General features: G+C 67.1%; 11 protein-coding genes and 2 pseudogenes. 7 read left to right on the top strand and 6 right to left on the bottom strand.

Annotated elements, in window-relative coordinates; genetic code table 11:
• The first annotated feature begins 210 nt into the window (after positions 1-210).
• On the top strand, positions 211-1173 hold the full coding sequence (locus QE444_RS15540) for an alpha/beta hydrolase (protein ID WP_309739630.1): 963 nt from the start codon (positions 211-213) through the stop codon (positions 1171-1173).
• A 15-nt stretch (positions 1174-1188) separates the two neighbouring features.
• Here QE444_RS15540 and QE444_RS15545 read toward each other — a convergent pair whose 3' ends face one another.
• The 3 genes and pseudogenes from QE444_RS15545 to QE444_RS15555 all read right to left on the bottom strand — a co-directional run bounded on the left by QE444_RS15545 (position 1189) and on the right by QE444_RS15555 (position 4500).
• Positions 1189-2358: a D-alanyl-D-alanine carboxypeptidase family protein gene (locus QE444_RS15545; protein WP_309742007.1), complete on the bottom strand. Its 1170-nt coding sequence runs from the start codon at positions 2356-2358 to the stop codon at positions 1189-1191.
• Positions 2359-2470: 112 nt separating this feature from the next.
• Entirely contained in the window at positions 2471-3844 is a 1374-nt protein-coding gene (locus tag QE444_RS15550) for a HAMP domain-containing sensor histidine kinase (protein ID WP_280307639.1), read from the bottom strand.
• A pseudogene (locus QE444_RS15555) lies at positions 3822-4500 on the bottom strand (response regulator transcription factor). Before QE444_RS15555 ends, QE444_RS15550 begins: the two are co-directional and overlap by 23 nt.
• 151 nt (positions 4501-4651) lie before the next feature.
• Here QE444_RS15555 and QE444_RS15560 point away from each other — a divergent pair.
• Complete coding sequence (locus QE444_RS15560; protein ID WP_133860754.1) at positions 4652-5440, top strand: extracellular solute-binding protein; 789 nt, start codon at positions 4652-4654, stop codon at positions 5438-5440.
• A gap of 17 nt (positions 5441-5457) precedes the next feature.
• Here the strand turns inward: QE444_RS15560 and QE444_RS15565 are convergent, their stop codons facing one another.
• From QE444_RS15565 to QE444_RS15575, 3 genes are all read right to left on the bottom strand, one after another.
• A complete protein-coding gene (locus tag QE444_RS15565) occupies positions 5458-6771 on the bottom strand; it encodes a CitMHS family transporter (RefSeq protein WP_133860755.1) in 1314 nt (437 codons plus the stop codon).
• 114 nt (positions 6772-6885) lie between these two features.
• A complete protein-coding gene (dctA, locus tag QE444_RS15570; RefSeq protein WP_187979458.1) occupies positions 6886-8199 on the bottom strand; it encodes a C4-dicarboxylate transporter DctA in 1314 nt (437 codons plus the stop codon).
• Between the two features lie 56 nt (positions 8200-8255).
• Positions 8256-9335, bottom strand: coding sequence for a 4-oxalomesaconate tautomerase (locus QE444_RS15575; protein ID WP_133860757.1), 1080 nt, complete (start codon positions 9333-9335; stop codon positions 8256-8258).
• Between the two features lie 146 nt (positions 9336-9481).
• Here QE444_RS15575 and QE444_RS15580 point away from each other — a divergent pair.
• The 5 genes and pseudogenes from QE444_RS15580 to QE444_RS15600 all read left to right on the top strand — a co-directional run bounded on the left by QE444_RS15580 (position 9482) and on the right by QE444_RS15600 (position 14431).
• Positions 9482-10382, top strand: a pseudogene (locus QE444_RS15580) (LysR family transcriptional regulator).
• A gap of 210 nt (positions 10383-10592) precedes the next feature.
• Entirely contained in the window at positions 10593-11444 is an 852-nt protein-coding gene (locus QE444_RS15585) for a ubiquinol oxidase subunit II (RefSeq protein WP_252977132.1), read from the top strand.
• Positions 11437-13500: a cbb3-type cytochrome c oxidase subunit I gene (locus QE444_RS15590; RefSeq protein WP_273862081.1), complete on the top strand. Its 2064-nt coding sequence runs from the start codon at positions 11437-11439 to the stop codon at positions 13498-13500. The genes QE444_RS15585 and QE444_RS15590 overlap by 8 nt, the downstream gene beginning before the upstream one ends.
• On the top strand, positions 13497-14126 hold the full coding sequence (locus tag QE444_RS15595) for a cytochrome c oxidase subunit 3 (RefSeq protein ID WP_187979461.1): 630 nt from the start codon (positions 13497-13499) through the stop codon (positions 14124-14126). Before QE444_RS15590 ends, QE444_RS15595 begins: the two co-directional genes overlap by 4 nt.
• Entirely contained in the window at positions 14123-14431 is a 309-nt protein-coding gene (locus QE444_RS15600; RefSeq protein WP_064309514.1) for a cytochrome o ubiquinol/quinol oxidase subunit IV, read from the top strand. Before QE444_RS15595 ends, QE444_RS15600 begins: the two co-directional genes overlap by 4 nt.
• Positions 14432-14455: the final 24 nt, after the last annotated feature.

A 14455-nucleotide genomic window follows, 5' to 3' on the forward strand; every position in this document is an offset into this window, starting at 1 on the left:
AGTCTACCGTACCGCTGCGGCGCGCCTATCGTTCAGATGCAGGATAGGCCGCCCTCTGCTACCCGCGCGTCCGCGCAACGGCCGCGCGCGAACCGGGGTCCAACGCGGGTCGCCATCGTTCATCTGATCGATAGACCCGCCCGTGACCTCCGGCGAGGCTGGCGGCGACCCGGCGTCCATCCTGGCACCCGGGACCACAGGAGAAGCCCCATGCCCGACGTCTTCGCGCGCCTCACTCCCGAGGTCGCCGGCCTGCTGGCGCAGCTGGCCGCCCATCCGCAGCCGCCGCTGGACAGCCTCACCCCGGAGCAGGCGCGCGCCGCCTATGTGCAGCTGAATCACGCCCTCGGCCTGCCGCCGGCAGCGGTGACGCGGGTGGACGAGCTCAACGCGCCTGGTCCGCTCGGCCCCATCCCGCTGCGCCTGTACCGCCCCTATGCGGAAGACGATCGACCCCGCCCGCTGGTGGTCTATCTGCACGGCGGTGGCTGGGTGATCGGCGACCTGGACAGCCATGACTCGCTCTGTCGCCAGATCGCCCTGGGCACCGGCCATGCGGTGCTGGCGGTGCACTATGCCCTCGCCCCCGAGCATCCGGCCCCGGCGAGCCCTGACGATGTGCTGGCCGCCCTGCACTGGCTGGCCGAGGCCGGCAGCGCCTTGCACCTCGATCTCGACCGTGTCGCCGTAGCCGGCGACAGCGCTGGCGGCGGCCTGGCGGCCATGGCCGCGCTGCACCTGCGCGAGGGACCGCTCAGGCTCAAGGCCCAGGTGCTGATCTATCCCGGCGTCGACAACACCCCCGAAGCCTGGAGTCACCCCTCGCGTATCGAGAATGCCGAGGTCCCGCCGCTGACCCGACCGATGATGGATTACTTCTCCGGGATGTATCTGCGCGACGTGGACACCCGCGACCCCCGCGTGTCGCCGCTCTATGCCCCTTCCCACGCCGACCTGCCGCCGGCGCTGATCTTCGGCGCCGAATGCGACGCCCTGCGCGACGATGCGCGCCTCTATGCCCAGGCGCTGATCGGTGCCGGCAACGCCGTGGAGTACCACGAGCTGCCAGGCATGATCCACGGCTTCATCGAGATGCTCGGGGTGCTGCCAGGTGTGCGCTGGACGCTGGAGCGGATGAATGCCTTCCTGCGTGAGCAGCTGCAGCAGGCCTGAGTCCGCCCCCGCGGGTCAGATCCGGCCGAACCAGTGCAGCACCAGGCGGTAGAGGTGCTGCGGCCAGCGCGACCACCAGCCGCCCTGCTCTACCGCCTCCAGGGCCACCAGCGGGCGGGTCTGCAGAATGCGGTCACCCTCCAGCAGCTCCAGGCGGCCGACCACGGCGCCCTGGGCGATGGGCGCCACCAGCGGCTCGTCCAGCACCAGACGGCGCTCGGGCGGTTGCTGACCCTTGGGGCGGGTCAGCACTACGTCCTGGGTCACGCCCACCGGCAACGTCGACTGCGCGCCTTCCCAAACCGCCGGGGTGCCCAGGGCAACGCCGGCCTTGTCGAAGGTCAGGTTGTCGAAGAAGCGGTAGCCATAGGTCAGCAGCTTCTGGGTGTCCGCGGCGCGGTTGTTGATGGAGTTGGAGCCGAACACCGCGGTGATCAGCCGGCGTCCGTCGCGCAACGCCGAGGTCACCATGCAGTAGCCGGCCGCCTCGGTATGCCCGGTCTTGAGGCCGTCCACGGTGTGATCGCGCCAGAGCAGCAGATTGCGATTGGGTTGGCGGATGCCGTTCCAGGTGAAGTACTTCTTCGCATAGAGCTCATAGTAGGCCGATTCGTCCTGGATGATGGCGCGGGCCAGCAGCGCCATGTCGTAGGGCGAGGAGAAGTGCTCGGGATCGGGCAGTCCGGTGGGATTCATGAAGTGGCTGTCGTGCAGGCCGAGGCGCTGGGCCGTGGCGTTCATCAGGCTGGCGAAGCTCTCGTTGCTGCCGGCGATGTGCTCGGCCAGGGCCACGCTGGCGTCGTTGCCCGAATCGATGACGATGCCCTGTAGCAGATCGTGCACCGCCACCGGGGTGCGCGGATCGAGAAACATCCGCGAGCCCTCGGTGCGCCAGGCGTGCTCGCTGACGGTGACCTTGTCGTCGGCCTTGAGCTGGCCGGCCTGGATGTCACGGGTCGCCACATAGACGGTCATCAGCTTGGTCAGGCTGGCCGGCGGCAGGTGCTCGTGGGAACCTTCCTCGGCGATCACCTGGCCGGTGGTGGCATCCATCAGCACCCAGGCCTTGGCCGAGAGCTGGGGCGGCGAGGGAATGAGCACATTGGCGGCGGGCGCAGCGGCGGGTGCAGCCTCGACCTGGCCGAGCCAGGCGAGACCCAGGGCGGCGAGACCGAGGCAGAGCAAGGGGTGTTTCACGAGCGGCAGATCCGGTATGGCAGTGGGGCCCGCCATCCTGGGAGAGCCCTGCCCCGGTCTCAAATGAAGGAAAGTGAAGAAAAATTTAGGAAGCCGCGCCTCAGCCGGCGCTGGTGATGACCACCCGGGCGCCCAGCGGCTCGGCCGTCTCGATGTTCAGGCTGAAACCATGCAGGCGGACGATGGCCGCCACCAGGGACAGGCCCAGACCGTAGCCGGGCTGCTGGCGACTGGCATCGCCGCGATAGAGCCGCCGCAGCACACTCTCGCGCTCGGCTTCGGGAATGCCGGGGCCGTCGTCGATCACCTCGATGCGCACCGCCAGGCCGACGCCGCGCGCCACCAGCCGCACCCGTCCCCCCGCGGGGGCGAACTTGAGGGCGTTGTCGAGCAGATTGACCAGCGCCTCGAACAGCAACTCGGCGTCGCCCTGCACCTCTGGCAACGCCTCACCCAGTTCCAGGCTCAGGGTCTGGGCCTTTTCCTGGGCCAGGGGCTCGTAGAAGTCATGGGCCTGGCGCAGCAGCGCGGCCAGGTCCAGGGGCGCGAAGGCCATGCGCCGTCGGGTGTCCTCCAGCTCGGAGATGCGCAGCAGGCCCTGGAAGCGCGACATGATGGCCTCGGTCTCGGCGAGCGCCTCGCCAAGGCTATCGGCCTGGGGTTCGGCCAGCGGCAGCTGCTGCAGCTGATGCAGGCGCGCCCGCAGCCGCGTCAGCGGGGTGCGCAGGTCATGGGCGATGCCGTCGCAAACCCCCTTCACCTCGTGCATCGAGCGCTCGAGCTGCGCCAGGGTGGTGTTGACCGCATCGGCCAGCATGTCCAGCTCGTCATGCCGCGGCGACAACGGCAGCCGTTCTTCCAGGTGACCGGCGACGATCCGCTCCAGGCTGCGCTGCAGCCGTTCCACCCGTCGCAGCGGTCGCCGCCGCAGCAGGTGCCAGCCGACCAGCCCGGGAATCAGGGTCAGCGACAGTCCCCAGAACAGCGCCTGGCCGATGATGCCGCCCACCGCCGAAATGGAACCGCCATCGCGGGCCAGCACCAGGATGCGGCCGTCCGCGCGGCGCTGCAGAAAGGCGTGGCTGCTGCGGGTCTCGTCCAGGGCGTCGGTGGTCCTGAGGCCGCGCTGCAGGTAGTGCACCCGACCGTCGTCCGGCAGGTTGCGCAGCAGTTTGACCAGGTTGCCGGCGACATAGCGGCCATCGGCCTCGAACAGGCCGTAGGCGTCGATGCCGGGCATGGAATAGACCTCGCTGGCCTGCAACTCCCCCAGCAGGTCGGCGTCGGCCACCTTGCCGTAGTAGTGCGCCCGCTGCAGCAGGGTGCGCTCCGCCACGGCGCCCAGGTAGCCGGAGATCTGCCAGTAGAGCACCCCGGTGAAGACCGCACCCCAGGCCACGAAGAGCAGCGCATAGAGCGCCAGCAGACGGCTGCTGCCCGAGCGCCAGCGCCTAGTCCGGGACGACGAGGACATAGCCGGCTCCACGGACGGTATGCACCAGCGGCCGCCCCGCCCGTTCGATCTTGCGTCTGAGCCGCCCCATGTGCACGTCGATGATGTTGGTGCCCGGATCGAAGTGATAGCCCCAGACCTGCTCGAAGAGCATGGTGCGGGTGACCAGTTGCCCGGCGTTGCGCATCAGGTAGGTGAGGATCTTGAATTCGGTGGGTAGCAGGGCGATGGCCTCGCCGGCACGGGTCAGGGTGTTGTCGATCAGGTCCAGGGTCAGCTCGCCCACCCGCAACTGGTGGCTGGCGGACTGGGCGACCGGCCGCCTGAGCAGCGCCTCCAGGCGGGCCATCATCTCCACCAGGGAAAAAGGGCTTGGTCAGGTAGTCGTCTCCGCCGCATCTCAGGCCGCGAACGCGCTCGTCGACATCGGACAGGGCGCTGAGCATCAGCACCGGGGTGGCGATGCCGAGGCCGCGCAGGGTGCTGACGATGGTCAGGCCATCGAAGTCCGGCAGCATGCGGTCGAGGGTGATGATGTCGTGGCCGCCGGCGATGGCCGCGGCCAGGCCGTCGCGGCCGGTGCGTTCCCAGCGTACCTGATAGTCTTGCGCCTGCAATTCGCTGGCGATGGCGTGGGCGGTCACCTCGTCGTCTTCGATGACCAAAGCCTGGGTCATGATGGCCTCTGGATCTGGCGCCCGGTCTGGCGGACCGGACACCCTAGGGAAAACGCCCAGGCCGGTAAATTAAATTTTTCTTCATTCGGACTAACGCGCTTCCGCCCTGCCCGCGGTCTATCGTCGGTCTTTTCACCCTGGAGGCCTCACCATGTTTCGACGTCTGCCCACCCTCGCCCTTGGCGCCCTGCTGCTGGCGTCCACGCCGCTGCTGGCCGCGCAACCCGTCACCACCCTCACGGTGCTGAGCTCGGGCGGCATCATGGGCGCCATCCGCGAAGTCGCCCCGGCCTATGAAAAGGCCACCGGCGTGAAACTGGACATCGCCGCCGCGCCGTCCATGGGCGACACGCCCCAGGCCATCCCCCAGCGCCTGGCCCGCAACGAGCCGGCCGACGTGGTGCTGATGGTGGGTTCGGCGCTGGACAAGCTGGTCGCCAACGGCCAGGCGCTCAAGGACAGCCGCGTCGACCTGGGCCAGTCGTTCATCGCCCTGGCGGTGCGCAAGGGCGCGCCCAAGCCGGACATCTCCACCATGGACGCCTTCAAGCAGAGCCTGGAGAACGCCCAGTCGGTGGCCTATTCCGACAGCGCCAGCGGCGTCTACCTGTCGCACATCCTGTTCCCACGCATGCAGCTGAGCGATGCCTTCAAGGCCAAGGCGCGCATGATCCCCGCCGAGCCGGTGGGCGAAGTCGTCGCCCGCGGTGACGCACAGCTGGGCTTCCAGCAACTGAGCGAGTTGAAGCCGGTGCAGGGCATCGACATTGTCGGCCTGATCCCCGACCAGGCGCAGAAGATGACCCTCTATTCCGGCGCCGTGGTCAGCAAGAGCACGCACCCGGATGCGGCCCGCGCCCTGCTGCAGTACCTGGCCTCGAAGGACGCCGCCAAGGCCATCCAGGACAGCGGTCTCAAGCCCATCCCCGCCCAGCAATAAGGGCCAGGCCGCCGGCGTCAGACGAAGAAGGAAATGGCGCCGGTGGCCAGCGCGAGTACGGTGATGACCAGGGAGGTCAGTACCGCCCATTTGACCGTGGCCTTCTGGAAATCGCCGATGTCGCGGTCGACCATGCCCACCAGCAGCAGCGTCGAGGCCACCAGCGGACTCATCAGGTGCACCGGCTGGCCCAGCACCGAGGCGCGGGCGATCTCCACCGGATCGATCCCATAGGCCGCGGCGGCATTGGCCAGGATGGGCACCACGCCGAAGTAGTAGGCATCGTTGGACAGCACGAAGGTCAGCGGCATGCTGGTGATGGCCACCACCAGCGGGAACCAGTGGCCCCAGGCCGGCGGAATCCAGTCGACCAGGGTCTGGGCCAGGGCATCGACCATCTTGGTGCCGGAAAAGATGCCGGCGAAGATGCCCGCGGCGAACACCAGCAGCACCACGGTCATGGCGTTGCCGGAATGCGCCAGGATGCGCTCCTTCTGCAACTCCAGCTGCGGGTAGTTGATCATCAGCGCCAGCACGAAGCCGATCATGAACAGGATGGCCGCGTGCATCACGCCCATGACCAGGGCGGTCATCACCGCGATCACCAGCACCAGGTTGACGTAGGCCAGGCGGGGGCGCTTGTTCGGCGAGTCACCGAGGATCTCCTCGATATAGCACTTGCCGCCCGCCGCCCCGCCGCTTTCCAGGGCAACGTTGCCGATGCGCGCGCGCTCGCGGCGACCGAGCAGGAAGGCGGTGAAGACCACCCAGGCCGCCCCGCCGATCACCGTGGGCAGCATGGGAATGAAGTAGGCGGTGGCGTCCAGCCCCAGCGCGGCGATGGCGCGGGTGGCCGGGCCGCCCCAGGGACTCATGCCGCTCATGATGCTCAGCGAGAGCATGGAGACGGTCGCCAGCACCATGGGATTCATGCCGATGCGCTTGTACAGCGGCAGCATGGCGGCGCAGGTGATCATGTAGGTGGTGGTGCCGTCGCCGTCCAGGGCCACCAGCAGCGAGAGCAGCGCGGTGCCGATGGCGATCTTCACCGGGTCGCCGTTGACGCGCTTGAGGATCTTGCGGATCAGCGGATCGAACAGTCCGGCATCGATCATCAGGCCGAAGAAGAGGATGGCGAACAGCAGCAGCGCCGCCGAGGGCGCCACCATCTTCAGGCCGTCGAGCATCATCTTGCCGGTGGTGGGGGCGAAGCCACCGATGAGGGCGAAGACGATGGGCACCACGGTGAGCGCCACGATGGGCGACAGACGTTTGCTCATGATCAGGTAGGTGAAGGTCACCACCATGATCAGACCGAGAAGCGCGAGCATAGGCATATCCCTTGTTCTTGTTGTAGGTCTGGCCAGACGCGGGCCAGCCGATCCCCGCCTCCGGCCAGCTGACGGCGCGGAGGTGGGAGTGCAGCGGAAGCGGGGTTGGAACGATCAGGCGTGGGGACGGGCGTCCGATGCCGTCCACTCGGCAGCCTCGGGCAGCGCCAGGGGTTCGGCCTTGCCACTGGCCAGGGCACGCATCAGCTTGTCGCGATCGCAGGCGTCCTCGCCCAGCGCGATCACCACCGTGGCCACGGCGTTGCTGGCCAGGCTGGTCAGGGCGCGGGCCTCGGACATGAAGCGGTCGATGCCGATGAGCAGGGCCAGACCGGCCAGGGGGATGTCATGGATCACGGTGAGGGTCGAGGCCAGGGCGACGAAGCCGCTGCCGGTCACCCCTGCCGCACCCTTGGAGGACAGCAGCATGATCGCCAGCATGGTCAGGGTCTGGCCGATGGTGAGGTCGATGTTGCAGGCCTGGGCGATGAAGACCGCGGCCAGCGACAGGTAGATGGCGGTGCCATCCAGGTTGAAGGAGTAGCCGGTGGGCAGCACCAGGCCGACCACGCCCTTCTTGCAGCCCAGGCCTTCGAGCTTCTGCAGCATGCGCGGCAGCACCGGCTCGGTGGACGAGGTGCCGAGCACCACCAGGAATTCCTCGCGGAAGTAGCGCAGCAGCTTCCACAGGCTGAAGCCGCGCGAGCGGCACAGCGCGCCCAGCACCACGAAGACGAAGAAAGCGCAGGCGATGTAGAGGGTGGCGATCAGCTTGGCCAGGGAACCCAGCGAGGTGATGCCGTACTGGCCGACGGTAAAGGCCAGGGCGCCAAAGGCACCCACCGGCGCGAAGCGCATCAGGTAGCCGAAGATGCGGAAGACCATCTGCGACGCCGACTCCAGCACATCCAGCACCGGCCGGCCGCGCTCGCCCATGGCGGACAGCGCGAAGCCGCAGAGCACGGCGATGAACAGCACCGGCAGCACCTCACCCTTGTTGAACGCCCCCATGAAGGTGTCCGGGATGATGTGCATGAAGAAGTCCACCACGCTGAGCTTGGCCGCCGACGCCGTGTACTGGGCGATGCTGGCGGTGCTCAGGGTCGCGGGATCGATGTTCATGCCCACGCCGGGCTGGAACAGATAGACCGCGCCGAGGCCGATGAACAGGCTGATGACGGTGAGCACCAGGAACAGCAGCAGCGTCTTGCCCATCAGCCGACCCAGGGTGCTCTTGTCGGTCATGCCGGCGATGCCGGTGACGATGGTGCAGAACACCACGGGGGCGATCATCATCTTGATCAGCTTGATGAAGGCGTCACCCAGGGGCTTGAGCGCGACGGCCTGTTGCGCCCAGAAGTGACCGACCAGCACCCCGAGGACCACGGCGCAGAGGATCTGGAAGTACAGCGATTTGGCAAGTTTCATGGGGCATCACCGTTTATTGAAGTTGTGCGGATGCGCTGGTGGTTGGGGGATATCGCTTAGCTGGCAAGCCTCCGCGCGGTGGGCGCGTACACGTGGCCGGCGAACAGGCGGCGCGCGGTCCGGACGACCGAGGCCTGGATGGTAGTGCCGTCCGCGCCGCCGCGCGACAGCACGACGTCGATCCCGCCGCTGGGATGCTCCAGGCGGACGTGGGTCAGGTCACGCGTCGACTCGCCGAGCAGAGCCATCACCACTGTTTCCGCGGTGACGCAGGCGGTGGCCAGGCCGATGGAACCGGTGATGGCCAGGGCGCGGTGGCAGCTGTGCGGCATGAAATAGCGCACCTGCAGGGTGCCGCCGTGCTGGGGTGCAGACACCAGTACCGGCTTGGGGATCACCTTGCCGCTGACATCGCCCAGGCCCATGGCCCGACCCGCCTGCAGACGCAGGGCTTCCAGCCGCGCCAGCAGCGCCGTGTTGGCGTCCAGCTCGGCCGGCCGCTCGCTGCCGGTCACGCCCAGGTGGCGGGCGTCGACGATCATCATCGGCATGGCCATGTCGATGCAGGTCACCGGCACGCCGTCGAAGACATCGGTAGCCTGGCCGGTGGGAAACAGCTTGCCGGTCTTGCTGCCCACGGCGTCAAGAAAGGTCAGCTGCACCGGCGCGGCGGTACCGGGCACGCCGTCGATGGCGGTGTCGCCTTCATAGCGCACCAGGCCGCCCGGCGTGTGCACCAGCGAATCGACGAAGCTGTTGGTGTTGAGGTTGCGGATGCGCACCAGGGTCTTGCCGTCTTCAGCGGCGACCAGCCCCTGCTCCACGGCGAAGGGACCCACGGCACAGAGCATGTTGCCGCAGTTGGGCGCGGTATCGACGCGGCGCTCGGCGACCATCACCTGGACGAAGAGATAGTCCACGTCGGCATCGGGATGGCTGGACGGGCTGATGATGGCGACCTTGCTGGTCTGGGGGCTGCCGCCACCAATGCCGTCAATTTCCAGTTCGTGACCGGCACCCATGAGGTCGATCAGCATCTCGTCGCGCTGGACGGGATCGCTGGGCAGGTCGCTGGCAAGGAAGAAGGGACCCTTGGAGGTGCCGCCTCGCATGAGAACGCAGGGAATACGTTGCATGACTGCTGACTCTTGTTGATCAATAGCGGTTATTGATGTTCTGCAGGCAAGATTGGCAGCCGGATATAAATCTATCCAATGCAAATATCAGCGTTATTATTCCACTTGGATAATCAATTACGCCGAGGTTCCGAGGCAGGGCAATCATGGACTACGAGCTGCAAGACATTCGATCTTTCGTGAAAATCGCCGAACTGGGCAGCTTCCATGAGGCCGCCGACGCCCTGCACCTGTCGCAACCGGCCCTGAGCCGACGCATCAAGAAGCTGGAAGACGGCCTGGGCACGCCCTTGCTCGAACGCACCACTCGTCGCGTCGGCCTCACTAGCGTCGGCCGCGATTTCCTGCCCAAGGCGCGCCGCCTGTTGGACGACTTCGAGGATTCCATCCTCAGCATCCGCGAACTGGCCGAGCGCCAGACCGGCCAAGTCACCCTGGCCTGCATCCCCACCGCGGCCTTCTACTTCCTGCCCTCGGTGATCCGCCAGTACAACGAGCAATACCCCAAGATCCGCATCCGGCTGCTGGACCTCAGCGCCAACGACGGCCTGGAGGCCGTGCTGCGCGGCGAGGCCGACTTCGGCATCAACATGCTCAGCGGCCAGCATCCGGACATCGAATTCGTCCCCCTGGTGCAGGAGCAGTTCGTGCTGGCCTGCCGGCGTGACCACGAACTGGCCGGGCGCCCGTCGATCAGCTGGGCCGAGCTGGTCGAGCACCGGCTGATCGGCGTGGGGCGCCTCAGCGGCAACCGGGTGCTGCTCGACCATGCCCTCTCCGCGCGCGGCATCCGCCCCAAGTGGTTCTACGAGGTGCAGCACCTGTCCACCTCCCTGGGCATGGTGGAAGCCGGCCCTCGGCGTCTCGGCCATGCCCAGCCTGGCCATGCCGGACGCCGACCACCCGACCCTGGTCAGCGTGCCCCTCACCGATCCGGAAGTGACCCGTACCCTCGGCCTGGTCTCGCGCCGCGGGGCCTCGTTGTCGCCCGCCGCGGAAAAATTCGTCGCCATCCTGCTCGGCCAGTGGAAGACCGAACAGCCCTAGTCCGCGCCATGCACGTGCCCCTGTCCTGAATAGCAGCGGCCAAGCGCCAGTATCCAGTGAACGTCGCGTCCCCTCGGGCGGTCTGTTGGCTGCAACAACTGGTTACGGTCAGGTCCGCTCATGTCCCTAGCGCGAATATCGCGTCCTTCTACTCCTCGTCCGGGGAGCACCTCGCGGCACCGCTCAGCCGTCCGGGCGCTGGCCGGCCTGGTGCTCGCCGCTTCGCTCACGGGCTGTTCGCCGCTGCAGCACGGCTTTCTCGCCCCGGCCGGTCTCGCCGCCAGCGGCGAACGCGACCTGCTGCTGTGGATCGTCGGCCTGGCGCTGGTGGTGGTGCTGCCGGTGATCCTGCTCACCCCGCTGATCGTCTGGCGCTATCGCCACGGCAACACGCGCGCCGCCTACCGGCCACGCTGGGAGTTTTCCTGGCTGCTGGACGTCTTCGCCTGGGGCGTACCGGCGCTGATCGTCGCGGTGCTGGCCTTCTTGGTCTGGACCCGCACCCACAGTCTGGACCCCTATCGCTCGCCGACGCCCGGCGAGGCGCCGCTGGAGGTCCAGGTGATCGGCCTGGACTGGAAGTGGCTGTTTCTCTATCCCGAACAGGGCATCGCCACGGTCAATGAGCTGGTCTTGCCGGCGGGGCGGCCGGTACAGCTCAGGCTCACCAGCGATACGGTGATGCAATCCCTGCTGCTGCCGCGCCTGGGCGGCCAGATCTACGCCATGGCCGGCATGCAGACCCAGCGCTATCTGCAGGTTCCGGCGCCCGGTCAGTTCGAGGGCCGCAATGCCCAGTACAGCGGCGAAGGTTTCCAGGACCAGCACTTCCCGATCCGGGTGCTGGCGGAGGCGGATTTCCAGGCCTGGACCCGACAGGTCGGTCAGGCCCGCGAAGCCCTGGACTGCGCCCATTACCAGGTGCTGGCCCGCCCCGGCACCCTGGAGCAGGCCGCCGAGTGGCGCCTGACCCAACCTGCCCTGTTCGCCTGGGTGCTGGCGCGCTATCGCCAGGACCCGGTACCCACCTGTGCCACCTTTACCGGAGCCGCCCATGACTGATTCCTCGGCCCTCTGGCACCTGCTGTTCGGCCGCCTGGGTTACGACGCCCTGCCCTTCTACAGCCTGATCGCCACCTGCGGCGCCAGCGTGGTGATCCTCGGCGCCCTCGCTACGGCCGGGGTGATCACCTGGCTCGGCAAATGGCGCTATCTCTGGCAGGAGTGGTTCACCAGCCTGGACCACAAGCGCATCGGCATCATGTATGTGGTGCTGGCGCTGGTGATGTTCAGCCGCGGCGTAGTGGAAGGCGTGATGATGCGTACCCAGCAGGCGCTGGCCATCGATGCGCCGGGCTACCTGCCGCCGGAACACTTCGGCCAGCTGTTCAGCACCCACGGCACCATCATGGTGTTCTTCGTCGCCATGCCCTTCCTCACCGGGCTGATCAACTTCGTCATGCCGCTGCAGATCGGCGCCCGCGACGTGCGCTTTCCCCTGCTCAACGCCATCAGCCTCTGGCTGACCGTGGCCGGTGCCGCCCTGGTGATGGTGTCCCTGGTGCTGGGGCGCTTTTCCACCGGTGGCTGGAGCGGCTACCCGCCCTATACCGGCATCGACTACCAGCCCGGCGTCGGCCCCGACTACTGGATCTGGGCGCTGACCCTGAGTTCCCTCGGCAGCACCCTCACCGGCCTCAACTTCGCGGTCACCCTCTACAAGGAAAGGGCGCCGGGGATGCGCCTGTTCCATATGTCGCTGTTCAGCTGGACGGCGCTATGCACCAGCATCCTGATGATCTTCGCCATGCCGCCGCTGACCGTGGCTACCCTGCTGCTGGCCCTGGACCGCTACCTGGACTTCCACTTTTTCACCAATACCCAGGGCGGCAACCTGATGAACTACATCAACCTGTTCTGGCTGTTCGGCCACCCGGAGGTGTACATCCTCATCCTGCCGGCCTTCGGGGTCTTTTCCGAGGTCTTCGCCACCTTTTCCACCAAGCGTCTCTATGGCTATCACTCGCTGGTCTGGGCCACCCTGGTGATCGCCGTGTTGTCCTTTACCGTCTGGCTGCACCACTTCTTCACCATGGGCCAGAGCCCCAAGATCAACGCCGCCTTCGGCATCGCCACCATGCTCATCGGCATTCCCACCGGGGTGAAGATCTACGACTGGATGGCGACCATGTTCCGCGGTCGCATCCGCCTGACCACGCCGCTGATCTACGCGGTGATGTTCATCATGCTGTTCGTGATTGGCGGCCTCACCGGCATCACCCTGGCCACGCCGCCAGTGGACTACCAGGTGCACAACACCGTCTACCTGGTCGCCCACTTCCACAACATGCTGATCCCGGGAATGCTGTTCGGCATGCTGGCGGGCTACCACTTCTGGTTTCCCAAGGCCTTTGGCTTTCGCCTCGACGAGCGCTGGGGCCGCATCGCCGCGCTGAATTTCGGCCTGGGCTTCATCCTCGCCTTCATGCCCCTGTATGTGCTGGGCGTCTCTGGTCTGCCGCGACGCAGCCAGGCCATCCACAACCCCGATTTCGCTCCGCTGCTGTGGGTCGCCGAACTCGGCGCCGTGGTGCTGCTGGCCGCCCTGGGCAGCCTGGTGATTCAGCTGGTGGTGAGCATTCGGCGCCGCGACAGTGCGCGGGTGCCGGCGGGTGATCCCTGGAACGGCCGGACCCTGGAATGGGCGGTCGCCGCGCCGCCGCCGGAGTACAACTTCGCCGTGCCGCTGCCGATCAACGACCGCGACCCCTTCACCTGGCTCAAGGAACAGGGCCTGGCCTACGACCGGCCGCGGACCTATGCCGATCTGGTGCTTCCCAGGAACAGCGCCGTACCGGCCATCGTCGGTGTGGCGGGCTTCGCCTGTGCCTTTGGCCTGGTCTGGCACATCGGCTGGATGGCCGTACTGGGGCTGCTGGTGGCCTGGGGCGCGGTGATCGCCCGCAGCTTCCAGCGCGATACCGAGCGACTGATCTCGGCGGCGGACGTTCGGCGCGAGCATGAGGCCTGGCTGGATGAGGTCGCCGCGACCCGCCCCGTCACGCGCGACGAGGAAACCGGGCCGGGCAATCGTGGCCTGGCGGAGATGGCGCCATGAGTTCGCGTGATATGAACCACGCCGGCCTAAACGTCGGTCACACCGACCACGCAACCCACGCCGAGGCCGAATACTCGCTATTCGGCTTCTGGATCTTCCTGATGAGCGACGCCCTGGTGTTCGCGCTGCTGTTCGCCATCTATGCGACGCTGCAGCACGCCACCGCCGGGGGACCGGTGGCCCGGGACGTCTTCGAGATCGGCAGTGTCACCGTCCAGACCCTGGTGCTGCTGGCCAGCAGCTTCACCTACGGCCTGGCGTCGCTGGCGATGAAGTACCACGAGGGTCGCCTGCGGCCCCTGGTGACCTGGCTGCTGGTGACGCTGGCCCTGGGGCTGGTGTTCCTCGGCCTGGAAGTGCACGACTTCCTCGGCATGGCGGACAAGGGCGCCCTGCCCCAGCGCAGCGCCTTTCTCTCGGCCTTCTTCGCCCTGGTGGGCATGCACGGGGTGCACGTCGCCAGTGGTTGCCTGTGGCTGGTGGTGATGCTGGTGCAGCTCAGGGTGTTCGGCCTGGATACGCCGGTGAAGACCCGGCTGATGCGCCTGGGGCTGTTCTGGCATTTTCTCGATATCGTGTGGGTCGCCATCCTGTCGGTGGTCTACCTGCAGGGGCTGTTGCCATGAAGCGTGACGACTATCGCCGAGAACTGGCGAGCTATGTGATCGGCCTGGTGCTGGCGGTGACTCTGAGCCTGATCCCCATCGGCCTGGTGCTGTTCCCGACCTGGCCGCGCGGAACCACCCTGGGCGTCATCTTCGGCCTGGGGCTGCTGCAGATCCTGGTGCACCTGCGCTGCTTTCTGCATATCAGCCTGGGTCGCTCGCACCGCCACGACCTCTATCTGCTGCTGTTCACCAGCCTGATCCTGGTGCTGATGGTGGTGGGTAGCTTGATCGTGCTGGGTGATCTGCACCACCGCATGGGTTGATACCGGTCGCCGTCCCTGAAGACG

Source organism: Pseudomonas sp. SORGH_AS_0199, assembly GCF_031453735.1.
GTDB classification, from domain to species: Bacteria; Pseudomonadota; Gammaproteobacteria; order Pseudomonadales; family Pseudomonadaceae; genus Chryseomonas; species Chryseomonas aestiva.